This is a genomic window from Escherichia sp. WS568 (assembly GCF_046486085.1).
GTDB lineage: Bacteria > Pseudomonadota > Gammaproteobacteria > Enterobacterales > Enterobacteriaceae > Escherichia > Escherichia coli.
This window is the reverse complement of sequence record NZ_JBJQMC010000003.1, coordinates 118,307-143,725: the sequence shown is the minus strand read 5'-3', so window position 1 is coordinate 143,725 and position 25,419 is coordinate 118,307. Positions and strand designations below refer to the sequence as shown.

Below are 25,419 nucleotides of genomic sequence, written 5' to 3'. Positions count from 1 at the left end.
TCATGCCTCACACGATAAAAAAGATGAGTCTGATAGGACTCATATTGATGATCTTTACTTCCGTATTTGGATTTGCCAATAGCCCATCGGCTTATTACTTAATGGGTTATAGTGCGATTCCCTTTTATATATTTTCTGCATTGTTATTCTTTATTCCATTCGCCTTAATGATGGCTGAAATGGGAGCGGCTTATCGCAAAGAAGAAGGTGGTATCTATTCCTGGATGAATAATAGTGTCGGACCACGTTTTGCCTTCATTGGTACATTTATGTGGTTTTCCTCTTATATCATCTGGATGGTGAGTACCTCAGCGAAAGTTTGGGTACCGTTCTCAACATTCCTCTATGGTAGCGACATGACCCAGCACTGGCGTATTGCCGGACTGGAGCCTACGCAGGTGGTTGGTCTGCTGGCAGTGGCATGGATGATTCTGGTCACCGTCGTTGCTTCAAAGGGGATTAATAAAATTGCCCGCATTACTGCGGTGGGCGGTATTGCAGTAATGTGTCTGAATTTAGTATTGCTGTTAGTAAGCATTACTATTTTGTTATTAAATGGTGGGCATTTCGCGCAGGATATTAATTTCCTTGCATCACCGAACCCAGGTTATCAGTCCGGTCTGGCAATGCTATCGTTTGTGGTATTTGCTATTTTTGCCTATGGCGGAATTGAAGCGGTGGGTGGTCTGGTCGATAAAACGGAAAATCCAGAAAAGAACTTTGCCAAAGGTATTGTTTTTGCCGCTATTGTTATTTCAATCGGTTATTCGCTGGCAATATTTTTATGGGGCGTCAGCACAAACTGGCAGCAGGTATTAAGTAATGGTTCCGTTAACCTCGGCAATATTACCTATGTGCTGATGAAGAGCCTCGGGGTGACGCTGGGTAACGCACTGCATTTTTCACCTGAAGCGTCATTGTCGCTGGGCGTATGGTTTGCGCGTATTACCGGACTGTCGATGTTCCTCGCTTATACCGGTGCGTTCTTTACGCTTTGCTATTCACCGCTGAAAGCCATCATCCAGGGAACGCCGAAAGCATTGTGGCCGGAACCGATGACGCGCCTGAATACGATGGGGATGCCGTCTATTGCCATGTGGATGCAGTGCGGGTTGGTTACTATCTTCATTCTGCTGGTTTCGTTTGGTGGCGGTACCGCATCGGCGTTCTTTAACAAGCTGACGCTGATGGCGAACGTGTCTATGACGCTTCCTTACCTGTTCCTCGCGCTGGCTTTCCCATTTTTTAAAGCACGTCAGGATCTCGACAGACCGTTTGTGATTTTCAAAACGCATATGTCGGCAATGATTGCAACAGTGGTTGTCGTACTGGTGGTGACATTTGCGAACGTCTTCACCATCATTCAACCTGTGGTTGAAGCTGGAGACTGGGACAGCACATTGTGGATGATTGGCGGCCCTGTCTTCTTCTCGCTGTTAGCGATGGCGATTTACCAGAACTATTGCAGTCGCATGGCGAACAAACCTGAGTTAGCTCTCGACTGATCATATGAAATCCTGCAACTCATCGTCTCTCCGGCGATGAGTTGTCTGGAAAGGAAGACGTTATGGACGACGCTAGTCGGGATCCAGTGATAACCGAAGATGAAATCAGGGAGCTGCACTTTTCTGCCGGGGATGTGGCGGAAATAGAGCAAACGGTCCTCTCTTTTGTCGATACCCGCCACACCCGCAAAGTAGCGATGGTGGTGGGTAACACTATTAATACCCTCAAAGAGCGCGATGGTCCGCGGTGGGGAAACCTGCCGGATATCTATTGCGCTTATCTTATTAGATGTCTGGTTTTTCGCGGAGAATTAGTGGGATACGGCGATTTGTTTCGTATGCGCTATAGCGAAATTAAGCGACCGATTATCTCATGAGTGCGCGCATGTTTATCTTGTGCTGCATCTGGTTTATTGTGGCGTTCCTCTGGATAACCATCACTTCCGCGCTGGACAAAGAGTGGATGATTGATGGACGCGGGATTAATAACGTCTGCGATGTGCTGATGTATCTCGAAGATGACGATACCCGTGATGTCGGTGTGATAATGACGTTACCGCTCTTTTTCCCTTTTCTCTGGTTCGCTTTGTGGCGAAAAAAACGCGGCTGGTTTATGTACGCCACCGCGCTGGCTATTTTCGGCTATTGGCTGTGGCAGTTTTTTCTGCGCTATCAGTTTTGCTTATAAGCCGGATGGGTTCATCCGGCCACAAAGACCTTACAAACTTCCCGCCTGACGACCTTTGCCCGCAGAAGTTAATGTTCTCCCCGTTTGTTTACCATTCAGGCTTTCCAGACGCATCTGGAAGGGCGGGAATGGCATATCGATACCGTGGGCATGGAAGCCTGCCAGAATTAGCTGGTGAATCTCATGGCGTAGCGGCATGCGGTGACCCATTTCTGCGGCGTAAATACGCAGCTCGAAAATCTGAATCCCCTGTTGCAGATCCACCAGGAAGACTTCCGGTGCCGGGTTGTCGATCACCAGCGAGCAGCGACGCGCTGCGGTGAGCAGGATTTCCGTCACTTCTTCACTGTTGGCATCGGCAGGGGCCGGAATCGTCAACACCACGCGCGTGACCGAGTCAGAGAGCGACCAGTTGATAAACTGCTCGGTAATAAACGCCTTGTTCGGCACGATAATTTCTTTGCGGTCCCAGTCGCTGATGGTGGTGGCGCGGGTGTTAATTTTCGTCACACTACCGGTAAGATCGCGGATCGTTACCGTATCGCCAATGCGAATCGGTTTTTCGAACAGGATAATCAGGCCAGAGATAAAGTTGGCGAAAATTTCCTGCAAACCAAAACCGAGACCAACACCGAGCGCGGCGACCAGCCACTGCAATTTCGACCACTCAATACCAATCATCGAGAAGCCGACCAGCCCGCCAATCAGCATCAGCAGATATTTGGTGATGGTGGTGATGGCGTAGCCCGTACCCGGCGTTAAATCCAGGTGCTGCAGAATCGCCAGTTCCAGCAGCGCGGGCAGGTTGCGCACCAGCTGCGTGGTGATGATAAACACCAGAATGGCAATCAGTACCGCACCGAGGGTAATCGGCTCCAGGCTTTCTACGCCCTGTACCGTGGAAGTGACATCCCACAGCGAAATATTTTCGAGGAAGCCGAAAGCGGAATGGATTTCTGACCACAGCACAATGACCGAAAGCAGGGCGATCAACATCAAAATTGAGCGCACCAGCCGCAAGGATTGCGCACTGATGGCATCGAGATCGACTTCGCTTTCATCGACTTCAATTGCTCCTTCCGGGCTACTGTGATGATGCGCTTCCTCTTCGCCACGCGCACGTTGCGCTAACATCTCTGCCCGGCGATGCTTCGCCCGGTCAAACGCCAGCCTGCGGCGCTGGATCAGCATCCAGCGGCGGATAACGTGATAAACCACCAGTAGCAGGAACCAGATGGCAACCGAGGTTTCAAGCCTCGCTAACAGTGCCTGCGCCGTTGCCAGATAACCCACCGCCGACGCCAGAATAGCGACCAGCGGTGCGCTAATCATCATGTTCCACAGCATATGGTTGGTAATGTTGTCGCCGCTGCCTTCTTTGTTGAGATACAGCGGGATCCCGGCCTTTTTCAGGCTGAGGGTGACCACCGCCAGCGCACCGCAAATGAGGATAAAGCAAAGCCGTCCCAGCGAACCGGAAAATTCGCGGTCGTCGAGGTTATCGAACATCATCAGCGCCATAATCAGTGGCACAATAAGCCCGATGCTCATCAGGTAGTAGCGCATCCCACGGGAAACGCGTTCGCGCGGCCAGCCAAAATGAGCGATAAACAAGCCGTTCGGGCGGGCAAAGGTAGCGCAAATCATCACTACCCACAGCAGCGGCACGGTGGCCGTTACACCATCGCCAATCGCGACCGCCAGCGGATAAGGCCACGCCTCGCGCAAGCCGTAACCCAGCGTCATCCACAGCACCGGTAGCGGTGACGCGACGAGAATCGACCAGAAAAGAGTGCGTAACGTCAGCCAGAAGTGATCCTGAGTCACTTTGCCGACTTTCGCCGCCGAACGTTCAAGAAAACGGGTGAAATAGCGGCGTGAGTAAATACTGCAACCGACCAGAATCAACGCGCCAAACAGCGGTAAAATTGTCTCTTTACTGGTCAGCATCATCACACTGGCTTTGCCCAACTGACTGAAGGTGTCCAGCGAAATGAGACGACGCAGATCCTGGGCGATTTCCAGCGGCCAGGCGATGGTCATCGGGCGCACGTCAGAGGTCCAGAACAGATAGCGGTGCGTCGCTTCATTCACCTCTTTCAGCGCATCCTCCAGTTGCCCGTTGGAGACTTTCAGCTTGGTCAGTTCCAGTAGTAGCGTGTCGCCACCCTGCAACAATGAGTTCAGCAACTCACGCTGAGTGCGTAGCTGTGCTTCCAGAATACGGTTTTGCTCGGCGGTCAGCGGCTGACCGTCGGCCTGATGAATTTGCCTTAGCTGCGGCTGTTTATTAAGCAGATCCTCATAACGTAACCGTTGCACACGCAACTGCGCCATTTCGGTATCAAGCTGTTGTGGTTTTGGCATTTCCGGCAGCCGTGCCACCTGCGCCCGCAACGCTTCGCCGAGCAGGTTGGACGAGCCCAGCCATTGCGACTGTTCACGCAGCGTATTCAACGCCTGCCGGACCTGTAACGTCTGGCTGGCAGCCTGACGCTGTTGCGAGGCAACGAGATCCATCCGCTGCGCCTGTTGATTCAGCGCTGCCGATAGTTCGCGGTTAATTTTGAATTGCGCGACGATATCTTTCGGCAAATCGGCACTGTTTTCTGCCAGTAATTCGGTACTTTCCAGCGCCCGCTCCGCCTCAAGCTGACGTTGGCTGTTCAACTGATTACGTAAGGCCTGCAAATATGCATCCAGTTGCTGGCTCTCTTTTTCCGCCAGCTCTGAGCGTAAGCGCGCTAATTCCTGGCGGTTATTGGCGGACAGCTGCGCCAGTTCCAGTTCATCGACGAGCGCTTTCAGGCGTGCGGAGTCAGACTGCAACGCGAAATTTTGTGCCTGATTGAGCGGGGAATTGCCGGTAAGCGTCCCCAGGCGGCGCTCGATTTCATTTAACTGACGGCGGGCATCGGTTTGCTGTTGCGGCAGTTGATTCAGCGAATCGGCAATCTCGCGGGCGCGTTCCTGCTCTTGCTGGGCCTGACGGCTTTTATCCAGCAACTGGCTGCTGACCTGGAGAATTTCCTGATTCAGCGCGTCGGTAGACATTCCCGGTGACACGCTGCGCGGCTCGTCACGCATGTTGTTTAATTGCGCGCGCAGAGTAGCGGAGAGTTTCGGATAATTATCAATGACTTCTTGATATTGCTTGATGCGCTCAAGGGAACCTTTCCGTTCCTCAAGCGCATTTAAGGCAGACTGGAGCGCCTCTACGACTTCCGGTTGCGCGGGTTTCGCCGCTTTTGCCTGCTCCAGTTCTTGTGAGATTTGTTTGCTATCGGGGGCCGTCGCGGCGTACGCCCCCCAACTGAGGCACCAGGCCATCAGAAAAGTGATAATCAGGCGCACGTCAGCGTTTCCTTTGATGGATTAGACCTGGTCTTTTTTGTCGTCAACCAATGGGCTGGCGTCGTGTTCTGCTTCGATCTCTTCAGCAGGAAGCGGGGCGGGTTCAGCGTCTGGCGTAACAAAGGTTTCGGTAGATACTGCCAGCGGCTGGCCAATTTTCGTGACAGACAGGCTTTCCAGTTGCTCAACCAGATTCACTTTACCCGGTGCAAACAGGTTGATAACGGTGGAACCGAGTTTAAAGCGACCCATTTCCTGGCCTTTCAGCAGTGCCACAGAACCGTCGTTTTCCCCGGCAGGCCAGGTCCAGCGCTTGATGATACCTTCGCGCGGCGGCGTAATGGTGCCCGCCCAGACCGTCTCAATGCTGCCTACAATCGTCGCCCCGACCAGAATCTGCGCCATTGGGCCAAATTCGGTATCGAACAGGCAGATCACGCGTTCGTTACGGGCAAACAGATTCGGCACGTTCTGAGCGGTGAGATGGTTAACGGAGAAGAGATCGCCCGGCACGTAGATCATCTCACGCAGAATACCGTTGCACGGCATGTGTACGCGGTGGTAGTCACGCGGGGAGAGGTAAGTGGTCACAAACGTACCGTTGCGGAACAGGTCCGCCATCAGATAGTTGCCTGCCAGCAGGGCTTCGAGGCTGTAGTTGTGGCCTTTGGCTTGCAGGATTTTATCTTCTTCGATTTTACCCAACTGGCTGATAACGCCATCGGCAGGCATAACCAGTACATTCGGATCGGTATCGATTGGGCGTACTTCGTCACGCAGCGGACGGACAAAGAATTCGTTAAAGGTGCGGTAGCTGGCGGTATCCGGCTTTTGCGCCTCTTTCATGTCGACCTTGTAGTATTTAACGAACAGATCGATAACCAGTTTTGTCAGCCATCCTGCCCGCTTGCTTGCGCCCCAACCCGCCAGGCGAGTAAGCCATAGTTTCGGCAGAATGTACTGTAGCGAAAGTTTAAATGAATTTAACAAGGTAGCCTCCAGGCCATTGTTTTGTCGTTCCTGATCCGGCCTACATGCCGGATCCTGAAAAAAGGGGACGATTCTAACGACGGTTAGCTTAATTGTCAGTCATCCGTATCAGAAAAGTTTTTACGCGTTTTTACCTGCGCCATGCTTTCCAGAATACGGTGATAGTTTTCGAAACGGGTTTCCGCGATTTTCCCTTCCTCAACCGCTTCCCGGATAGCGCAGCCCGGATCGGTATCGTGTTTGCAATCGCGATATTTACACAGACCTAAATAGTCATGGAATTCGACAAAGCCCTGAGTGATTTGTTCCGGCTCCAGGTGCCAGAGGCCGAACTCACGCACTCCTGGGGAGTCAATCACATCACCGCCGTGCGGGAAGTGATACAGCCGAGCGGCGGTCGTGGTGTGCTGACCAAGCCCCGAGTTGTCAGAGACATCGTTGGTCAGGATCTCTTTTTGCAGCCCCAGCAACGCGTTCAGCAGGCTGGATTTGCCAACGCCAGACTGCCCGGCAAAAATGCTGATGCGCCCGGTCAACGCCTCTTCCAGCGGTTTCAGCCCATCCTGTGTATGACTGGAAACCATCAATACGCGATAACCGATATTGCGGTAGATGTCCATCTGCTCGTTGACGAACTTCATACCTTCGTCGTCCAGCAGGTCTATTTTGTTGAGCACAATAATCGGCTCAATCTGCAAGGTTTCGCAGGCCACCAGGTAACGGTCGATAATATTGAGCGACAGCTCCGGCAAAATGGCGGAGACAATGACAATCTGGTCGATGTTGGCGGCAATAGGTTTCACGCCATCGTAGAAGTCCGGGCGCGTTAACACTGAAGTGCGCTCATGCACCGCTTCCACGATCCCTTTGACATTTACGCCTTCCGCCGCCGGTTTACCCGGACGCCAGACTACGCGGTCGCCGGTCACCAGCGAACGGATGGTACGGCGAATATTGCAGCGGTGAACGTCGCCATCTGCGGATTCCACATCAGCGTGCATACCAAAGCGGCTGATGACGATACCTTCATCAGGCTCGCCAAACAGATTGTCGTCGTAGTCGGGCTTCTCCTTAGACGTTTTAAGACGACGCTGGTGATTGGCGTTCACGCGGCGCTGCTGGCCTTTGGAGAGTTTATTTTTACTCAATCGTACAGACTCCTGGTCGCCCCTGATGGGCAAAACATCTATGATACACGCAATTGTGGATCAATATAGTCACTGTGAATGGGTGGAAAATAGCATGAGTGCCAATGAAAACAACCTGATTTGGATCGATCTTGAGATGACCGGTCTGGATCCCGAGCGCGATCGCATTATTGAGATTGCCACGCTGGTGACCGATGCCAACCTGAATATTCTGGCAGAAGGGCCGACCATTGCAGTACATCAGTCCGATGAACAGCTGGCGCTGATGGATGACTGGAACGTGCGCACCCATACCGCCAGCGGGCTGGTGGAGCGCGTGAAAGCGAGCACGATGGGCGATCGTGAAGCTGAACTGGCAACGCTCGAATTCTTAAAACAGTGGGTGCCTGCGGGAAAATCGCCGATTTGTGGTAACAGCATCGGTCAGGACCGTCGCTTCCTGTTTAAATACATGCCGGAGCTGGAAGCCTACTTCCACTACCGTTATCTCGATGTCAGCACCCTGAAAGAGCTGGCGCGCCGCTGGAAGCCGGAAATTCTTGATGGTTTTACCAAGCAGGGGACGCATCAGGCGATGGATGATATCCGTGAATCGGTGGCGGAGCTGGCTTACTACCGCGAGCATTTTATCAAGCTGTAAATTTTTTCCTGGTCACGTAAGCGCCGTAATCCACTTGCGGTGGCGTGATTTTGACGCTAAATTGAACGTCTTGCCGATAATTTCAGCACTTGAGATAAAAACTCAAAAAAAATTTTTTAGGGGGGTTGCAGAGGGAAAGATTTCTCGTATAATGCGCCTCCCGTAACGACGCAGAAATGCGAAAATTACGAAAGCAAAATTAAGTAGTACGCGGGAATAGCTCAGTTGGTAGAGCACGACCTTGCCAAGGTCGGGGTCGCGAGTTCGAGTCTCGTTTCCCGCTCCAAAATTTGAAAAGTGCTGCAAAGCACAGACCACCCAATCGCAGTATTTCGAATTGCGACAAGGCGGCAACTGAACGAATCCTTGGGAGCTTACAAAAGTAAGTGACTAAGGTGAGTGAAGGCAGCCAAGGTAGTAGCAGTTCGAAAGACGAAGATTAAGCGGGAATAGCTCAGTTGGTAGAGCACGACCTTGCCAAGGTCGGGGTCGCGAGTTCGAGTCTCGTTTCCCGCTCCAAAATTTGAAAGTGCTGTAAAGCACAGACCACCCAAGCGGGAATAGCTCAGTTGGTAGAGCACGACCTTGCCAAGGTCGGGGTCGCGAGTTCGAGTCTCGTTTCCCGCTCCAAATTCTTCTCTCAATAAAATATCCACAGCGACGCGATGCGTTATTGCTGGTTTTTGTTGTCTCTGACAAACTCTTGTAAACAGAGTTATCCACAGCCTCAGGCCGTAATCTTAATTTCAAAGAAACTTCGCACGGTGAATAGTATTTTTTTAACCTATTGATAGATAAGTTAAAAATTAAGATTTCGTTTTGTCGTATCGATCACTTGACGATTTTTTCCGGCTTGAATTGCAATGCGTTTTTATTTTTATTCACAAGCTGTGGATGAATCAGGCGTCACGCGGTAACCCTTTTTCAATCACCCGAACCAGACGCTGTTTTTTCGGTAATTGCACTTCGACCACGCACGCATTTCGCCTCTCGATTTGCTGCGCAATCGCCCACGCTATGTGCTCATCAAGAAGTGGGTGCTCACCTTTACGACTTTCCAGCGCTGTCAAAATCGTTTCATCCCAGGGGGCATTGCCTAAGGCTACGGCGATATTACGCAGCCAACGCAGGTGACCTATACGGCGAATCGCCGAACCTTCCGTGACTTTTAAAAACTTCTCTTCGCTCCAGGCGAATAACTCAATGAGTTCCGGTGCGTGTAGCGGCTTACGCGGGCTGAAATCGTCTTCTGTAGTGAGTTGCGAATAGCGATTCCACGGGCAGATAAGCTGGCAGTCATCGCAACCGTAAATACGGTTTCCCATTAATGGTCGCAACTCTACCGGGATCGCCCCTTCCAGTTCGATGGTGAGATAAGAGATACAGCGGCGAGCATCGACGGTATATGGCTCGACGATGGCACCGGTCGGGCAAATCGTCATACAGGCCACGCATTTACCGCATCCTTCCTCGACTGGTTGATCCACGGGTAGCGGAATATCGACCAGCAATTCGCCTAAAAAGAAGAACGAGCCGGCCTCGCGATTGAGGATAAGTGAGTGCTTACCTGTCCAGCCGAGCCCAGCTTTTTCAGCTAACGGGCGCTCAAGAATAGGCGCAGAATCGACAAACGGTCTAAAATTCAGCGAAACACAATGTTGCTGAATCATCTCGCCCAGCTTTTTGAGTCGGTTGCGCAGAAGTTTGTGATAGTCACGGCCCAGCGCATAACGGCTAACATAGCCGAGTTTGGGGTTTTTCAGCGTGCTGGCAAATGCGGCGTTAGCAGGAAGGTAATTCATCCGCACGCTGATCACGCGCAGCGTACCGGGCAATAATTCGTGAGGACGAGCACGCAGCATACCGTGACGCGCCATCCAGTCCATTTCGCCGTGGTATTGTTTGTCCAGCCATGCTTGCAGTTTGGGCTCGGACGCGCTGAGATCGGTATCGGTAATACCTACCTGCTGAAAGCCCAGTTCCAGCCCCCACTGTTTAATTTTTTGCGCTAACTGATTGAGATCGAGGGGCTCTGACATGACGGACCATACAATGAAGAAAAACCCCGTAAGTATACCACACACCGTCTGGCACGCCGACGATATCCGCCGCGGAGAACGCGAGGCGGTAGATGCGCTGGGGCTCACACTCTATGAGCTGATGCTTCGCGCTGGCGAAGCCGCATTCCAGGTGTGTCGTTCGGCTTATCCTGACGCCCGCCACTGGCTGGTGCTGTGCGGTCATGGTAATAACGGCGGCGATGGCTACGTGGTCGCGCGACTGGCCAAAGCGGTCGGTATTGATGTCACGCTGCTGGCCCAGGAAAGTGACAAACCGTTGCCGGAAGAGGCCGCGCTGGCACGCGAAGCATGGTTAAACGCGGGAGGCGAGATCCATGCTTCGAATATTGTCTGGCCCGAATCGGTAGATCTGATTGTTGATGCGCTGCTCGGTACCGGATTACAGCAAGCGCCTCGTGAATCCATTAGCCAGTTAATCGACCACGCTAATTCCCATCCTGCGCCGATTGTGGCGGTTGATATCCCTTCCGGCCTGCTGGCTGAAACTGGCGCTACGCCAGGCGCGGTGATCAACGCCGATCACACCATCACTTTTATTGCGCTGAAACCAGGCTTGCTCACTGGAAAAGCGCGGGATGTTACAGGACAACTGCATTTTGACTCACTGGGGCTGGATAGCTGGCTGGCAGGTCAGGAGACGAAAATTCAGCGGTTTTCGGCAGAACAACTTTCTCACTGGCTGAAACCGCGTCGCCCGACTTCGCATAAAGGCGATCACGGGCGGCTGGTGATTATCGGTGGCGATCACGGCACGGCGGGGGCTATTCGTATGACGGGGGAAGCGGCGCTGCGTGCTGGTGCTGGTTTAGTCCGAGTACTGACCCGCAGTGAGAACATTGCGCCGCTGCTGACTGCACGACCAGAATTGATGGTGCATGAACTGACTATGGACTCTCTTACCGAAAGCCTGGAATGGGCCGATGTGGTGGTGATTGGTCCCGGTCTGGGCCAGCAAGAGTGGGGGAAAAAAGCCCTGCAAAAAGTTGAGAATTTTCGCAAACCGATGTTGTGGGATGCCGATGCATTGAACCTGCTGGCAATCAATCCCGATAAGCGTCACAATCGCGTGATCACGCCGCATCCTGGCGAGGCCGCACGGTTGTTAGGCTGTTCCGTCGCTGAAATTGAAAGTGACCGCTTACATTGCGCCCAACGTCTGGTACAACGTTATGGCGGCGTAGCGGTGCTGAAAGGTGCCGGAACCGTGGTCGCCGCCCATTCTGACGCTTTAGGCATTATTGATGTCGGAAATGCAGGCATGGCGAGCGGCGGCATGGGCGATGTGCTCTCTGGTATTATTGGCGCATTGCTTGGGCAAAAAATGAGCCCTTATGATGCAGCCTGTGCGGGCTGTGTCGCGCACGGTGCGGCAGCTGACGTACTGGCGGCGCGTTTTGGAACGCGCGGGATGCTGGCAACCGATCTCTTTTCCACGCTACAGCGTATTGTTAACCCGGAAGTGACTGATAAAAACCATGATGAATCGAGTAATTCCGCTCCCTGATGAGCAGGCAACATTAGACCTGGGCGAGCGGGTAGCGAAAGCCTGCGATGGCGCAACCGTAATCTATCTGTATGGCGATTTAGGCGCAGGTAAAACCACCTTTAGCCGGGGCTTTTTACAAGCCCTGGGTCATCAGGGTAATGTCAAAAGCCCCACTTATACGCTGGTCGAACCCTATACGCTCGACAATTTAATGGTTTATCACTTTGATTTGTACCGCCTTGCCGATCCCGAGGAGCTGGAGTTTATGGGGATCCGCGATTATTTTGCCAACGATGCCATCTGCCTGGTGGAGTGGCCACAACAAGGTACAGGTGTTCTTCCTGACCCGGATGTCGAAATACACATTGATTATCAGGCACAAGGCCGTGAGGCGCGCGTGAGTGCGGTTTCCTCTGCGGGTGAATTGTTGCTGGCGCGTTTAGCCGGTTAACCTTTGAAAGGTGGCGGGATGATGTATCGCATCAGAAATTGGTTGGTAGCGACGTTGCTGCTGCTGTGCGCGCAGGTGGGTGCCGCGACGCTCTCTGATATTCAGGTTTCTAACGGCAACCAACAGGCGCGGATAACGTTGAGTTTTATTGGCGATCCTGATTATGCGTTTAGCCATCAAAGCAAACGCATCGTGGCGCTCGATATCAAACAAACGGGCGTGATTCAGGGACTGCCGTTGTTGTTCAGCGGCAATAATCTGGTGAAGGCGATTCGCTCTGGAACGCCTAAAGATGCACAAACGCTACGGCTGGTGGTCGATCTTACCGAAAATGGTAAAACCGAAGCGGTGAAGCGGCAGAATGGCAGCAATTACACTGTCGTCTTTACGATTAACGCCGATGCGCCGCCACCGCCTCCTCCGCCGCCTGTGGTTGCGAAACGCGTTGAAACGCCTGCGGTTGGCGCACCGCGCGTCAGCGAACCGGCGCGCAATCCGTTTAAAACGGAAAGTAACCGCACTACGGGTGTTATCAGCAGTAATACGGTAACGCGTCCGGCAGCGCGCGCGACGGCTAACACTGGCGATAAAATTATCATCGCTATTGATGCCGGACACGGCGGTCAGGATCCTGGCGCTATCGGCCCCGGTGGTACGCGGGAGAAAAATGTCACCATCGCCATCGCACGTAAATTACGTACTTTGCTCAATGACGATCCAATGTTTAAAGGCGTTTTAACCCGTGACGGGGATTACTTTATTTCGGTGATGGGGCGCAGCGATGTGGCACGTAAGCAAAACGCCAATTTCCTCGTGTCGATTCACGCTGATGCCGCACCAAACCGCAGTGCGACTGGCGCTTCCGTATGGGTGCTCTCTAACCGTCGTGCAAACAGCGAGATGGCAAGCTGGCTGGAACAGCATGAGAAACAGTCGGAGCTACTGGGCGGAGCGGGCGATGTGCTGGCGAACAGTCAGTCTGACCCCTATTTGAGCCAGGCGGTGCTGGATTTACAGTTCGGTCATTCCCAGCGGGTAGGGTATGATGTAGCGACCAGTATGATCAGTCAGTTGCAACGCATTGGCGAAATTCATAAACGTCGACCAGAACACGCCAGCCTTGGCGTTCTGCGTTCGCCGGATATCCCATCAGTACTGGTCGAAACCGGTTTTATCAGCAACAACAGCGAAGAACGTTTGCTGGCGAGCGACGATTACCAACAACAGCTGGCAGAAGCCATTTATAAAGGTCTGCGCAATTATTTCCTTGCGCATCCGATGCAATCTGCGCCGCAGGGTGCAACGGCACAAACTGCCAGTACGGTGACGACGCCAGATCGTACGCTGCCAAACTAAGGACGATTGATGCCAATTCAGGTCTTACCGCCACAACTGGCGAACCAGATTGCCGCAGGTGAGGTGGTCGAGCGACCTGCGTCGGTAGTCAAAGAACTGGTGGAAAACAGCCTCGATGCAGGTGCGACGCGTATCGATATTGATATCGAACGTGGCGGGGCGAAACTTATCCGCATTCGTGATAACGGCTGCGGTATCAAAAAAGATGAGCTGGCGCTGGCGCTGGCTCGTCATGCCACCAGTAAAATCGCCTCTCTGGACGATCTCGAAGCCATTATCAGCCTGGGCTTTCGCGGTGAGGCGCTGGCGAGTATCAGTTCGGTTTCCCGCCTGACGCTCACTTCACGCACCGCAGAACAGCAGGAAGCCTGGCAGGCCTATGCCGAAGGGCGCGATATGGACGTGACGGTTAAACCGGCGGCGCATCCGGTGGGAACGACGCTGGAGGTGCTGGATCTGTTCTACAACACCCCGGCGCGGCGCAAATTCCTGCGCACCGAGAAAACCGAATTTAACCATATCGATGAAATTATTCGCCGCATTGCGCTGGCGCGTTTCGACGTCACGATCAACCTGTCGCATAACGGTAAAATTGTGCGTCAGTACCGTGCAGTGCCGGAAGGCGGGCAAAAAGAACGGCGCTTAGGCGCGATTTGCGGCACCGCTTTTCTCGAACAAGCGCTGGCGATTGAATGGCAACACGGCGATCTCACCCTGCGCGGCTGGGTGGCCGATCCGAATCACACCACGCCCGCCCTGGCAGAAATTCAGTATTGCTACGTGAACGGTCGCATGATGCGCGATCGCCTGATCAATCACGCGATCCGCCAGGCCTGTGAAGACAAACTGGGGGCCGATCAGCAACCGGCATTTGTGTTGTATCTGGAGATCGACCCACATCAGGTGGACGTCAACGTGCACCCTGCCAAACACGAAGTGCGTTTCCATCAGTCGCGTCTGGTGCATGATTTTATCTATCAGGGCGTGCTGAGCGTGCTACAACAGCAACTGGAAACGCCGCTACCGCTGGACGATGAACCCCAACCTGCACCGCGTGCTATTCCGGAAAACCGCGTGGCGGCGGGGCGCAATCATTTTGCTGAACCGGCAGTTCGTGAGCCAGTAGCTCCGCGTTACACTCCTGCGCCCGCCTCAGGCAGTCGTCCGGCTGCCCCCTGGCCGAATGCGCAGCCAGGTTACCAGAAACAGCAAGGTGAAGTGTATCGCCAGCTTTTGCAAACGCCCGCGCCGATGCAAAAACCAAAAGCGCCAGAACCGCAGGAACCTGCACTTGCGGCGAACAGTCAGAGTTTTGGTCGGGTACTGACTATCGTCCATTCCGACTGTGCCTTGCTGGAGCGCGACGGAAACATTTCACTTTTAGCCTTGCCAGTGGCAGAACGTTGGCTGCGTCAGGCGCAACTGACGCCGGGTGAAGCGCCAGTTTGCGCCCAACCGCTGCTTATTCCGTTGCGGCTAAAAGTTTCTGGCGAAGAAAAATCGGCATTAGAAAAAGCGCAGTCTGCCCTGGCGGAATTGGGTATTGATTTCCAGTCCGATGCGCAGCATGTGACCATCAGGGCCGTGCCTTTACCCTTACGCCAACAAAATTTACAAATCTTGATTCCTGAACTGATAGGCTACCTGGCGAAGCAGTCCGTATTCGAACCTGGCAATATTGCGCAGTGGATTGCACGAAATCTGATGAGCGAACATGCGCAGTGGTCAATGGCACAGGCCATAACCCTGCTGGCGGACGTGGAACGGTTATGTCCGCAACTTGTGAAAACGCCGCCGGGTGGTCTGTTACAATCTGTTGATTTACATCCGGCGATAAAAGCCCTGAAAGATGAGTGATATCAGTAAGGCGAGCCTGCCTAAGGCGATTTTTTTGATGGGGCCGACGGCCTCCGGTAAAACGGCGTTAGCCATTGAGCTGCGTAAAATTTTACCAGTAGAGTTGATAAGCGTTGATTCTGCCCTTATTTACAAAGGGATGGATATCGGGACGGCGAAGCCGAACGCTGAAGAGTTACTCGCCGCGCCGCACCGATTGCTGGATATTCGCGATCCGTCGCAGGCTTACTCGGCTGCTGATTTTCGCCGCGATGCGCTGGCGGAAATGGCCGATATCACCGCGGCGGGGCGGATCCCACTGTTAGTGGGCGGTACGATGTTGTATTTCAAGGCATTGCTGGAAGGGTTGTCGCCGCTACCGTCGGCAGACCCGGAAGTGCGGGCCAGAATTGAGCAACAGGCGGCAGAGCAAGGTTGGGAGTCATTGCATCGTCAACTTCAGGAGATCGATCCGGTTGCGGCAGCAAGGATTCATCCAAATGATCCACAAAGGCTTTCCCGGGCACTGGAAGTTTTTTTCATTTCGGGTAAAACTTTAACGGAACTGACGCAAACGTCAGGAGACGCTCTACCGTATCAGGTGCATCAGTTCGCCATCGCCCCGGCGAGCCGTGAACTGCTCCATCAACGAATTGAGCAGCGTTTTCATCAGATGTTGGCTTCAGGTTTTGAAGCAGAAGTCCGGGCGCTTTTTGCCCGAGGAGATTTGCATACGGATTTGCCTTCCATTCGTTGCGTGGGTTATCGCCAGATGTGGTCTTACCTTGAAGGCGAAATCTCATACGATGAAATGGTTTATCGAGGTGTTTGCGCCACGAGACAGTTGGCGAAGCGGCAGATAACCTGGCTGCGTGGTTGGGAAGGGGTTCACTGGCTTGACAGTGAAAAACCAGAACAAGCGCGTGACGAAGTATTACAGGTTGTTGGTGCTATCGCAGGCTGAATGTGTACAATTGAGACGTATCGTGCGCAATTTTTTCAGAATCGAAAGGTTCAAAGTACAAATAAGCATATAAGGAAAAGAGAGAATGGCTAAGGGGCAATCTTTACAAGATCCGTTCCTGAACGCACTGCGTCGGGAACGTGTTCCAGTTTCTATTTATTTGGTGAATGGTATTAAGCTGCAAGGGCAAATCGAGTCTTTTGATCAGTTCGTGATCCTGTTGAAAAACACGGTCAGTCAGATGGTTTACAAGCACGCGATTTCTACTGTTGTCCCGTCTCGCCCGGTTTCTCATCACAGTAACAACGCCGGTGGCGGTACCAGCAGTAACTACCATCATGGTAGCAGCGCGCAGAATACTTCCGCGCAACAGGACAGCGAAGAAACCGAATAAGGTTTCGGGCTGTTTTTTTACACGGGGAGCCAGCGATCCTGCGTTCCCCGCTGATCTATTTAGAGGGTTATACGCTTGTTTGACCGTTATGATGCTGGTGAGCAGGCGGTACTGGTACACATCTATTTTACGCAAGACAAAGATATGGAAGACCTCCAGGAGTTTGAATCTCTGGTCTCTTCCGCCGGTGTCGAAGCATTGCAGGTGATTACCGGTAGCCGTAAAGCGCCGCACCCAAAGTATTTTGTAGGTGAAGGTAAAGCAGTTGAAATTGCGGAAGCCGTAAAAGCGACGGGAGCTTCGGTCGTTCTTTTTGACCATGCCCTGAGCCCGGCGCAGGAGCGTAACCTGGAGCGTTTGTGCGAGTGTCGTGTCATCGACCGCACCGGCCTTATTTTAGATATTTTCGCCCAACGTGCGCGTACCCATGAGGGTAAGTTGCAGGTTGAGCTGGCGCAGTTGCGCCATCTGGCTACGCGCCTGGTGCGTGGCTGGACCCACCTTGAAAGACAGAAAGGCGGGATAGGTTTGCGTGGTCCGGGTGAAACCCAGCTCGAAACCGACCGTCGTTTGTTGCGTAATCGCATCGTGCAGATACAGTCGCGCCTGGAAAGAGTTGAAAAGCAGCGTGAGCAGGGGCGGCAATCGCGTATCAAAGCCGACGTTCCTACTGTTTCGCTGGTGGGATATACCAACGCCGGTAAATCTACCCTTTTCAATCGCATCACCGAAGCGCGGGTCTACGCGGCAGACCAGTTGTTTGCCACCCTCGACCCGACGTTGCGGCGTATTGACGTTGCAGATGTCGGTGAAACCGTACTTGCAGATACCGTAGGGTTTATTCGCCACCTGCCGCACGATCTGGTGGCGGCATTTAAAGCCACGTTACAAGAGACGCGGCAAGCCACATTGCTGCTGCACGTCATTGATGCGGCGGATGTACGTGTACAAGAAAACATCGAAGCGGTGAATACGGTTCTTGAAGAGATCGACGCTCACGAGATCCCAACCCTGCTGGTGATGAACAAGATCGATATGCTGGAAGATTTCGAACCGCGTATTGATCGGGACGAAGAGAACAAACCGATCCGTGTCTGGCTTTCCGCACAGACCGGAGCGGGGATACCACAGCTTTTTCAGGCTTTGACGGAGCGGCTTTCCGGCGAGGTGGCGCAGCATACATTGCGTCTGCCACCGCAGGAAGGGCGTCTGAGAAGTCGTTTTTATCAGCTTCAGGCAATAGAAAAAGAGTGGATGGAGGAGGACGGCAGCGTAAGTCTGCAAGTTCGTATGCCGATCGTTGACTGGCGTCGCCTCTGTAAACAAGAACCGGCGTTGATCGATTACCTGATCTAACGGCGTAGCGTCTGAAGCGTGGAGTCATATCCTCTGGCGTCGAAAGACAACAGGGATCACCGCATAACAAATATGGAGCACAAACATGGCGTGGAATCAGCCCGGTAATAACGGACAAGACCGCGACCCGTGGGGAAGCAGCAAACCTGGCGGCAACTCTGAGGGAAATGGAAACAAAGGCGGTCGCGATCAAGGGCCACCTGATTTAGATGATATCTTCCGCAAACTGAGCAAAAAGCTCGGTGGTCTGGGCGGCGGTAAAGGCACCGGATCTGGCGGTGGCAGTTCATCGCAAGGCCCGCGCCCGCAGCTTGGCGGTCGCGTCGTTACCATCGCAGCGGCAGCGATTGTCATTATCTGGGCGGCCAGTGGTTTCTATACCATTAAAGAAGCCGAACGCGGCGTGGTAACACGCTTTGGTAAATTCAGCCATCTGGTTGAGCCGGGTCTGAACTGGAAACCGACGTTTATCGACGAAGTCAAACCGGTGAACGTGGAAGCCGTGCGTGAACTGGCCGCTTCTGGTGTGATGCTGACGTCGGACGAGAACGTAGTGCGCGTTGAGATGAACGTGCAGTACCGCGTCACCGATCCGGAAAAATATCTGTATAGCGTGACCAGCCCGGATGACAGTCTGCGTCAGGCTACCGACAGCGCCCTGCGCGGGGTTATCGGTAAATACACCATGGACCGCATTCTGACGGAAGGTCGTACCGTGATTCGTAGCGATACTCAGCGCGAACTGGAAGAGACGATTCGTCCGTATGATATGGGTATCACTCTGCTGGACGTCAACTTCCAGGCAGCTCGTCCGCCGGAAGAAGTAAAAGCGGCGTTTGACGATGCGATTGCCGCGCGTGAAAACGAACAGCAATACATTCGTGAAGCAGAAGCGTATACCAACGAAGTTCAGCCGCGTGCGAACGGTCAGGCGCAACGTATCCTCGAAGAGGCGCGTGCGTACAAGGCCCAGACCATCCTGGAAGCTCAGGGTGAAGTGGCGCGCTTTGCTAAACTTCTGCCGGAATATAAAGCTGCGCCGGAAATTACTCGCGAGCGTCTGTATATCGAGACGATGGAAAAAGTGTTGGGCAACACCCGCAAAGTGCTGGTTAACGACAAAGGTGGCAACCTGATGGTTCTGCCGTTAGACCAGATGCTGAAAGGTGGTAACGCCCCTGCGGCGAAGAGCGATAACGGTGCCAGCAATCTGCTGCGTCTGCCGCCAGCCTCTTCCTCCACAACCAGTGGAGCAAGCAACACGTCGTCCACCAGTCAGGGCGATATTATGGACCAACGCCGCGCCAACGCGCAGCGTAACGACTACCAGCGTCAGGGGGAATAACGATGCGTAAGTCAGTTATCGCGATTATCATCATCGTGCTGGTAGTGCTTTACATGTCTGTCTTTGTCGTCAAAGAAGGTGAGCGCGGTATTACGCTGCGTTTTGGTAAGGTACTGCGTGACGATGACAACAAACCTCTGGTTTATGAGCCGGGTCTGCATTTCAAGATACCGTTCATTGAAACGGTGAAAATGCTCGACGCACGTATTCAGACCATGGACAACCAGGCCGACCGCTTTGTGACCAAAGAGAAGAAAGACCTGATCGTCGACTCTTACATCAAATGGCGCATCAGCGATTTCAGCCGTTACTACCTGGCAACGGGCGGTGGCGACATTTCGCAAGCGGAAGTGCTGTTGAAACGTAAGTTCTCTGACCGTCTGCGTTCTGAAATTGGTCGCCTGGACGTGAAAGACATCGTCACCGATTCCCGTGGTCGTCTGACCCTCGAAGTACGTGACGCGCTGAACTCCGGTTCTGCGGGTACAGAAGATGAAGTTACTACCCCGGCGGCAGATAACGCCATTGCCGAAGCGGCAGAGCGCGTAACGGCTGAGACGAAGGGCAAAGTTCCGGTCATCAACCCGAACAGTATGGCGGCGCTGGGTATTGAAGTTGTCGATGTGCGAATTAAGCAGATCAACCTGCCGACCGAAGTGTCTGAAGCGATCTACAACCGTATGCGCGCCGAGCGTGAAGCGGTAGCGCGTCGTCACCGTTCACAAGGTCAGGAAGAAGCGGAAAAACTGCGTGCAACTGCCGACTATGAAGTGACCAGAACGCTGGCAGAAGCTGAGCGTCAGGGCCGCATCATGCGCGGTGAAGGCGATGCCGAAGCAGCCAAACTGTTTGCTGATGCATTCAGTAAAGATCCGGACTTCTACGCATTCATCCGTAGCCTGCGTGCTTATGAGAACAGCTTCTCTGGCAATCAGGACGTGATGGTCATGAGCCCGGACAGCGATTTCTTCCGCTACATGAAGACGCCGACCTCCGCAACGCGTTAATATAACGACTGCGGTACAGGTCAATAAAGCCACCGCATCCTCAGGGATGTCGGTGGTTTTCTTTTTCTATAAGGATAATGAATGAATTCGACAATCTGGCTGGCGCTTGCCCTGGTTTTGGTACTGGAAGGTTTAGGGCCGATGCTTTACCCGAAGGCATGGAAGAAGATGATCTCTGCGATGACCAATTTGCCCGATAATATTTTACGTCGTTTTGGCGGTGGACTTGTGGTTGCGGGCGTTGTGGTCTACTACATGTTGAGGAAAACGATTGGCTGAACAAAAAACAGACTGATCGAGGTCATTTTTGAGTGCAAAAAGTGCTGTAACTCTGAAAAAGCGATGGTAGAATCCATTTTTAAGCAAACGGTGATTTTGAAAAATGGGTAACAACGTCGTCGTACTGGGCACCCAATGGGGTGACGAAGGTAAAGGTAAGATCGTCGATCTTCTGACTGAACGGGCTAAATATGTTGTACGCTACCAGGGCGGTCACAACGCAGGCCATACTCTCGTAATCAACGGTGAAAAAACCGTTCTCCATCTTATTCCATCAGGTATTCTCCGCGAGAATGTAACCAGCATCATCGGTAACGGTGTTGTGCTGTCTCCGGCTGCGCTGATGAAAGAGATGAAAGAACTGGAAGACCGTGGCATCCCCGTTCGTGAGCGTCTGCTGCTGTCTGAAGCATGTCCGCTGATCCTTGATTATCACGTTGCGCTGGATAACGCGCGTGAGAAAGCGCGTGGCGCGAAAGCGATCGGCACCACCGGTCGTGGTATCGGGCCTGCTTATGAAGATAAAGTGGCACGTCGCGGTCTGCGTGTTGGCGACCTTTTCGACAAAGAAACCTTCGCTGAAAAACTGAAAGAAGTGATGGAATATCACAACTTCCAGTTGGTTAACTACTACAAAGCTGAAGCGGTTGATTACCAGAAAGTTCTGGATGATACGATGGCTGTTGCCGACATCCTGACTTCTATGGTTGTTGACGTTTCTGATCTGCTCGACCAGGCGCGTCAGCGTGGCGATTTCGTCATGTTTGAAGGTGCGCAGGGTACGCTGCTGGATATCGACCACGGTACTTATCCGTACGTAACTTCTTCCAACACCACTGCTGGTGGCGTGGCGACCGGTTCCGGCCTGGGCCCACGTTATGTTGATTACGTTCTGGGTATCCTCAAAGCTTACTCCACTCGTGTGGGTGCAGGTCCGTTCCCGACTGAACTGTTTGATGAAACTGGCGAGTTCCTCTGCAAGCAGGGTAACGAATTCGGCGCAACTACGGGTCGTCGTCGTCGTACCGGCTGGCTGGACACCGTTGCCGTTCGTCGTGCGGTACAGCTGAACTCCCTGTCTGGCTTCTGCCTGACCAAGCTGGACGTTCTGGATGGCCTGAAAGAGGTGAAACTCTGCGTGGCTTACCGTATGCCGGATGGTCGTGAAGTGACTACCACTCCGCTGGCAGCTGACGACTGGAAAGGTGTAGAGCCGATTTACGAAACCATGCCGGGCTGGTCTGAATCCACCTTCGGCGTGAAAGATCGTAGCGGCCTGCCGCAGGCGGCGCTGAACTACATCAAGCGTATTGAAGAGCTGACCGGTGTGCCGATCGATATCATCTCTACCGGTCCGGATCGTACTGAAACCATGATTCTGCGCGACCCGTTCGACGCGTAATTCTGGTACGCCTGGCAGATATTTTGCCTGCCGGGCTAACAGTGTGATACATTGCTGTGTCGGGTAAGCCATTACGCTATCCGACACAGTGTTAAATCCTCGCTTTTTTCCTTCCCCGAACTGAAATAAATTAGCGACACAGCTTGTGGCTGGTTTATCATCAATATAAATGTATTTTTTCCCGATTTCCCTTTTGAGGTTGATGTGCAGTTAACGAGTTTCACTGATTACGGATTACGTGCGCTGATCTACATGGCGTCATTGCCAGAAGGGCGGATGACCAGTATTTCTGAAGTGACTGACGTCTACGGCGTCTCCCGTAATCATATGGTCAAAATAATCAATCAACTTAGTCGTGCCGGCTACGTGACTGCTGTTCGTGGAAAAAATGGCGGCATTCGTCTGGGTAAACCGGCGAGTGCGATACGTATTGGTGATGTGGTGCGCGAGCTGGAGCCCTTATCGCTGGTGAATTGCAGCAGTGAGTTTTGCCACATTACACCTGCCTGTCGGTTGAAACAGGCACTTTCTAAGGCCGTGCAAAGTTTTCTTACGGAACTGGATAACTACACGCTTGCCGATTTGGTTGAAGAGAATCAACCGCTTTATAAATTATTGCTGGTGGAGTGACGAAAATCTTCATCAGAGATGACAACGGAGGAACCGAGATGTCACAAGATCCTTTCCAGGAACGCGAAGCTGAAAAATACGCGAATCCCATCCCTAGTCGGGAATTTATCCTCGAACATTTAACCAAACGTGAAAAACCGGCCAGCCGTGATGAGCTGGCGGTAGAACTGCACATTGAAGGCGAAGAGCAGCTTGAAGGCCTGCGTCGCCGCCTGCGCGCGATGGAGCGCGATGGTCAACTGGTCTTCACTCGTCGTCAGTGCTATGCGCTGCCGGAACGCCTCGACCTGGTGAAAGGTACCGTTATTGGCCACCGTGATGGCTACGGCTTTCTGCGGGTTGAAGGGCGTAAAGATGATTTGTATCTCTCCAGCGAGCAGATGAAAACCTGCATTCATGGCGATCAGGTGCTGGCGCAGCCGCTGGGCGCTGACCGTAAAGGTCGTCGTGAAGCGCGTATTGTCCGCGTACTGGTGCCAAAAACCAGCCAGATTGTTGGTCGCTACTTTACCGAAGCGGGCGTCGGCTTTGTGGTTCCTGACGACAGTCGTTTGAGCTTCGATATCTTAATCCCGCCCGATCAGATCATGGGCGCGCGGATGGGCTTTGTGGTGGTGGTTGAACTGACCCAACGCCCGACTCGCCGTACCAAAGCGGTGGGTAAAATCGTCGAAGTACTTGGCGACAATATGGGCACCGGCATGGCGGTTGATATCGCTCTGCGTACCCATGAAATTCCGTATATCTGGCCGCAGGCTGTTGAGCAACAAGTTGCCGGGCTGAAAGAAGAAGTGCCGGAAGAAGCAAAAGCGGGCCGTGTCGATTTGCGCGATTTACCGCTGGTCACCATTGATGGCGAAGACGCCCGTGACTTTGACGATGCAGTTTACTGTGAGAAAAAACGCGGCGGCGGCTGGCGTTTATGGGTCGCGATTGCCGACGTCAGCTACTATGTGCGTCCGCCAACACCGCTGGACAGAGAAGCGCGTAACCGTGGTACGTCGGTGTACTTCCCTTCGCAGGTTATCCCGATGCTGCCGGAAGTGCTCTCTAACGGCCTGTGCTCGCTCAACCCGCAGGTAGACCGCCTGTGTATGGTGTGCGAGATGACGGTTTCGTCGAAAGGCCGCCTGACTGGCTACAAATTCTATGAAGCGGTAATGAGCTCTCACGCACGTCTGACCTACACCAAAGTCTGGCATATTCTGCAGGGCGATCAGGATCTGCGCGAGCAGTACGCCCCGCTGGTTAAGCATCTCGAAGAGTTGCATAACCTCTATAAAGTGCTGGATAAAGCCCGTGAAGAACGCGGTGGGATCTCATTTGAGAGCGAAGAAGCGAAGTTCATTTTCAACGCTGAACGCCGTATTGAACGTATCGAACAGACTCAGCGTAACGACGCCCACAAGTTAATTGAAGAGTGCATGATTCTGGCGAATATCTCGGCGGCGCGTTTCGTTGAGAAAGCCAAAGAACCGGCACTGTTCCGTATTCACGACAAGCCGAGCACCGAAGCGATTACCTCTTTCCGTTCAGTGCTGGCGGAGCTGGGGCTGGAATTGCCGGGCGGTAACAAGCCGGAACCGCGCGACTATGCAGAGTTACTGGAATCGGTTGCCGATCGTCCTGATGCAGAAATGCTGCAAACTATGCTGCTGCGCTCGATGAAACAGGCGATTTACGATCCGGAAAACCGTGGTCACTTCGGTCTGGCATTGCAGTCCTATGCGCACTTTACTTCGCCGATTCGTCGTTATCCTGACCTGACGCTGCACCGCGCCATTAAATATCTGCTGGCGAAAGAGCAGGGGCATCAGGGCAACACCACTGAAACCGGCGGCTACCATTATTCGATGGAAGAGATGCTGCAACTGGGTCAGCACTGTTCGATGGCGGAACGTCGTGCCGACGAAGCAACACGCGATGTAGCTGACTGGCTGAAGTGTGACTTCATGCTCGACCAGGTAGGTAACGTCTTTAAAGGCGTAATTTCCAGCGTCACTGGCTTTGGCTTCTTCGTCCGTCTGGACGACTTGTTCATTGATGGTCTGGTCCATGTCTCTTCGCTGGACAATGACTACTATCGCTTTGACCAGGTAGGGCAACGCCTGATGGGTGAATCCAGCGGCCAGACTTATCGCCTGGGCGATCGCGTGGAAGTTCGCGTCGAAGCGGTTAATATGGACGAGCGTAAAATCGACTTTAGCCTGATCTCCAGCGAACGCGCACCGCGCAACGTCGGTAAAACGGCGCGCGAGAAAGCGAAAAAAGGCGATGCAGGTAAAAAAGGCGGCAAGCGTCGTCAGGTCGGTAAAAAGGTAAACTTTGAGCCAGACAGCGCTTTCCGCGGCGAGAAAAAAACGAAGCCGAAAGCGGCGAAGAAAGACGCGAGAAAAGCGAAAAAGCCATCGGCGAAAACGCAGAAAATAGCCGCAGCGACCAAAGCGAAGCGTGCGGCGAAGAAAAAAGTGGCAGAGTGATCATTACCCTCTTCAAACAGAAGAGGG

At 53.1% G+C, this 25,419-nt stretch carries 22 protein-coding genes and 3 tRNA genes; 21 read left to right on the top strand and 4 right to left on the bottom strand.

Features of this window, described 5'->3' with window-relative positions; genetic code table 11:
* Nucleotides 1–2: 2 nt before the first annotated feature.
* The 3 genes from yjeM to ACJHWR_RS04855 all read left to right on the top strand — a co-directional run bounded on the left by yjeM (nucleotide 3) and on the right by ACJHWR_RS04855 (nucleotide 2,193).
* Complete coding sequence (gene yjeM / locus ACJHWR_RS04865) at nucleotides 3–1,505, top strand: glutamate/gamma-aminobutyrate family transporter YjeM (RefSeq protein WP_024175765.1); 1,503 nt, start codon at nucleotides 3–5, stop codon at nucleotides 1,503–1,505.
* Nucleotides 1,506–1,567: 62 nt separating this feature from the next.
* Entirely contained in the window at nucleotides 1,568–1,882 is a 315-nt protein-coding gene (yjeN, locus tag ACJHWR_RS04860) for a protein YjeN (protein ID WP_000340721.1), read from the top strand.
* On the top strand, nucleotides 1,879–2,193 hold the full coding sequence (locus ACJHWR_RS04855) for a YjeO family protein (RefSeq protein WP_001276173.1): 315 nt from the start codon (nucleotides 1,879–1,881) through the stop codon (nucleotides 2,191–2,193). Before yjeN ends, ACJHWR_RS04855 begins: the two co-directional genes overlap by 4 nt.
* Before the next feature lie 30 nt (nucleotides 2,194–2,223).
* Here the strand turns inward: ACJHWR_RS04855 and mscM are convergent, their stop codons facing one another.
* From mscM to rsgA, 3 genes are all read right to left on the bottom strand, one after another.
* Nucleotides 2,224–5,547, bottom strand: coding sequence for a miniconductance mechanosensitive channel MscM (gene mscM, locus ACJHWR_RS04850; RefSeq protein ID WP_001236797.1), 3,324 nt, complete (start codon nucleotides 5,545–5,547; stop codon nucleotides 2,224–2,226).
* 21 nt (nucleotides 5,548–5,568) lie between these two features.
* Entirely contained in the window at nucleotides 5,569–6,537 is a 969-nt protein-coding gene (gene asd / locus ACJHWR_RS04845; RefSeq protein WP_000934920.1) for an archaetidylserine decarboxylase, read from the bottom strand.
* Between the two features lie 95 nt (nucleotides 6,538–6,632).
* The gene (gene rsgA, locus ACJHWR_RS04840) at nucleotides 6,633–7,685 is read right to left on the bottom strand and encodes a small ribosomal subunit biogenesis GTPase RsgA (RefSeq protein ID WP_000041980.1); all 1,053 of its coding nucleotides are present in this window, start codon (nucleotides 7,683–7,685) and stop codon (nucleotides 6,633–6,635) included.
* Between the two features lie 94 nt (nucleotides 7,686–7,779).
* On the opposite strand from rsgA, the gene orn reads away from it, so the two are divergent.
* From orn to ACJHWR_RS04815, 5 genes are all read left to right on the top strand, one after another.
* Nucleotides 7,780–8,325, top strand: coding sequence for an oligoribonuclease (gene orn / locus ACJHWR_RS04835; protein WP_001295188.1), 546 nt, complete (start codon nucleotides 7,780–7,782; stop codon nucleotides 8,323–8,325).
* A gap of 210 nt (nucleotides 8,326–8,535) precedes the next feature.
* Nucleotides 8,536–8,611 (top strand) — tRNA-Gly (locus tag ACJHWR_RS04830).
* A 157-nt stretch (nucleotides 8,612–8,768) separates the two neighbouring features.
* Nucleotides 8,769–8,844 (top strand) — tRNA-Gly (locus ACJHWR_RS04825).
* A 35-nt stretch (nucleotides 8,845–8,879) separates the two neighbouring features.
* Nucleotides 8,880–8,955 (top strand) — tRNA-Gly (locus tag ACJHWR_RS04820).
* A gap of 233 nt (nucleotides 8,956–9,188) precedes the next feature.
* The gene (locus tag ACJHWR_RS04815) at nucleotides 9,189–9,242 is read left to right on the top strand and encodes a hypothetical protein (RefSeq protein WP_010723271.1); all 54 of its coding nucleotides are present in this window, start codon (nucleotides 9,189–9,191) and stop codon (nucleotides 9,240–9,242) included.
* Here ACJHWR_RS04815 and queG read toward each other — a convergent pair.
* On the bottom strand, nucleotides 9,225–10,364 hold the full coding sequence (queG, locus tag ACJHWR_RS04810) for a tRNA epoxyqueuosine(34) reductase QueG (RefSeq protein WP_001294199.1): 1,140 nt from the start codon (nucleotides 10,362–10,364) through the stop codon (nucleotides 9,225–9,227). The genes ACJHWR_RS04815 and queG overlap by 18 nt on opposite strands.
* Between queG and nnr the strand changes: the two genes are divergently transcribed.
* The 13 genes from nnr to rnr all read left to right on the top strand — a co-directional run bounded on the left by nnr (nucleotide 10,363) and on the right by rnr (nucleotide 25,392).
* Complete coding sequence (gene nnr, locus ACJHWR_RS04805) at nucleotides 10,363–11,910, top strand: bifunctional ADP-dependent NAD(P)H-hydrate dehydratase/NAD(P)H-hydrate epimerase (protein WP_023141917.1); 1,548 nt, start codon at nucleotides 10,363–10,365, stop codon at nucleotides 11,908–11,910. The genes queG and nnr overlap by 2 nt on opposite strands.
* Complete coding sequence (gene tsaE, locus ACJHWR_RS04800; protein ID WP_000981977.1) at nucleotides 11,882–12,343, top strand: tRNA (adenosine(37)-N6)-threonylcarbamoyltransferase complex ATPase subunit type 1 TsaE; 462 nt, start codon at nucleotides 11,882–11,884, stop codon at nucleotides 12,341–12,343. The genes nnr and tsaE overlap by 29 nt, the downstream gene beginning before the upstream one ends.
* Nucleotides 12,344–12,361: 18 nt before the next feature.
* Nucleotides 12,362–13,699, top strand: coding sequence for an N-acetylmuramoyl-L-alanine amidase AmiB (gene amiB, locus ACJHWR_RS04795; RefSeq protein ID WP_000990289.1), 1,338 nt, complete (start codon nucleotides 12,362–12,364; stop codon nucleotides 13,697–13,699).
* Between the two features lie 9 nt (nucleotides 13,700–13,708).
* Entirely contained in the window at nucleotides 13,709–15,556 is a 1,848-nt protein-coding gene (mutL, locus tag ACJHWR_RS04790; protein ID WP_001122471.1) for a DNA mismatch repair endonuclease MutL, read from the top strand.
* Complete coding sequence (gene miaA / locus ACJHWR_RS04785; protein ID WP_001280339.1) at nucleotides 15,549–16,499, top strand: tRNA (adenosine(37)-N6)-dimethylallyltransferase MiaA; 951 nt, start codon at nucleotides 15,549–15,551, stop codon at nucleotides 16,497–16,499. Before mutL ends, miaA begins: the two co-directional genes overlap by 8 nt.
* Nucleotides 16,500–16,584: 85 nt before the next feature.
* The gene (gene hfq / locus ACJHWR_RS04780; RefSeq protein ID WP_001051883.1) at nucleotides 16,585–16,893 is read left to right on the top strand and encodes an RNA chaperone Hfq; all 309 of its coding nucleotides are present in this window, start codon (nucleotides 16,585–16,587) and stop codon (nucleotides 16,891–16,893) included.
* A gap of 75 nt (nucleotides 16,894–16,968) precedes the next feature.
* Complete coding sequence (gene hflX / locus ACJHWR_RS04775) at nucleotides 16,969–18,249, top strand: ribosome rescue GTPase HflX (protein ID WP_000460360.1); 1,281 nt, start codon at nucleotides 16,969–16,971, stop codon at nucleotides 18,247–18,249.
* Between the two features lie 85 nt (nucleotides 18,250–18,334).
* A complete protein-coding gene (hflK, locus tag ACJHWR_RS04770) occupies nucleotides 18,335–19,594 on the top strand; it encodes an FtsH protease activity modulator HflK (protein WP_000312479.1) in 1,260 nt (419 codons plus the stop codon).
* Between the two features lie 2 nt (nucleotides 19,595–19,596).
* Nucleotides 19,597–20,601: a protease modulator HflC gene (gene hflC, locus ACJHWR_RS04765; protein WP_001232412.1), complete on the top strand. Its 1,005-nt coding sequence runs from the start codon at nucleotides 19,597–19,599 to the stop codon at nucleotides 20,599–20,601.
* An 81-nt stretch (nucleotides 20,602–20,682) separates the two neighbouring features.
* Nucleotides 20,683–20,880 (top strand): DUF2065 domain-containing protein, encoded by a 198-nt coding sequence (locus tag ACJHWR_RS04760; protein ID WP_001089295.1) that lies wholly within the window; start codon nucleotides 20,683–20,685, stop codon nucleotides 20,878–20,880.
* 103 nt (nucleotides 20,881–20,983) lie between these two features.
* Nucleotides 20,984–22,282: an adenylosuccinate synthase gene (gene purA, locus ACJHWR_RS04755; RefSeq protein WP_000527955.1), complete on the top strand. Its 1,299-nt coding sequence runs from the start codon at nucleotides 20,984–20,986 to the stop codon at nucleotides 22,280–22,282.
* Nucleotides 22,283–22,486: 204 nt separating this feature from the next.
* Nucleotides 22,487–22,912: a nitric oxide-sensing transcriptional repressor NsrR gene (gene nsrR, locus ACJHWR_RS04750; RefSeq protein ID WP_001177639.1), complete on the top strand. Its 426-nt coding sequence runs from the start codon at nucleotides 22,487–22,489 to the stop codon at nucleotides 22,910–22,912.
* 38 nt (nucleotides 22,913–22,950) lie between these two features.
* Nucleotides 22,951–25,392, top strand: coding sequence for a ribonuclease R (rnr, locus tag ACJHWR_RS04745; RefSeq protein WP_000076316.1), 2,442 nt, complete (start codon nucleotides 22,951–22,953; stop codon nucleotides 25,390–25,392).
* The last annotated feature ends 27 nt before the right edge of the window (nucleotides 25,393–25,419 follow it).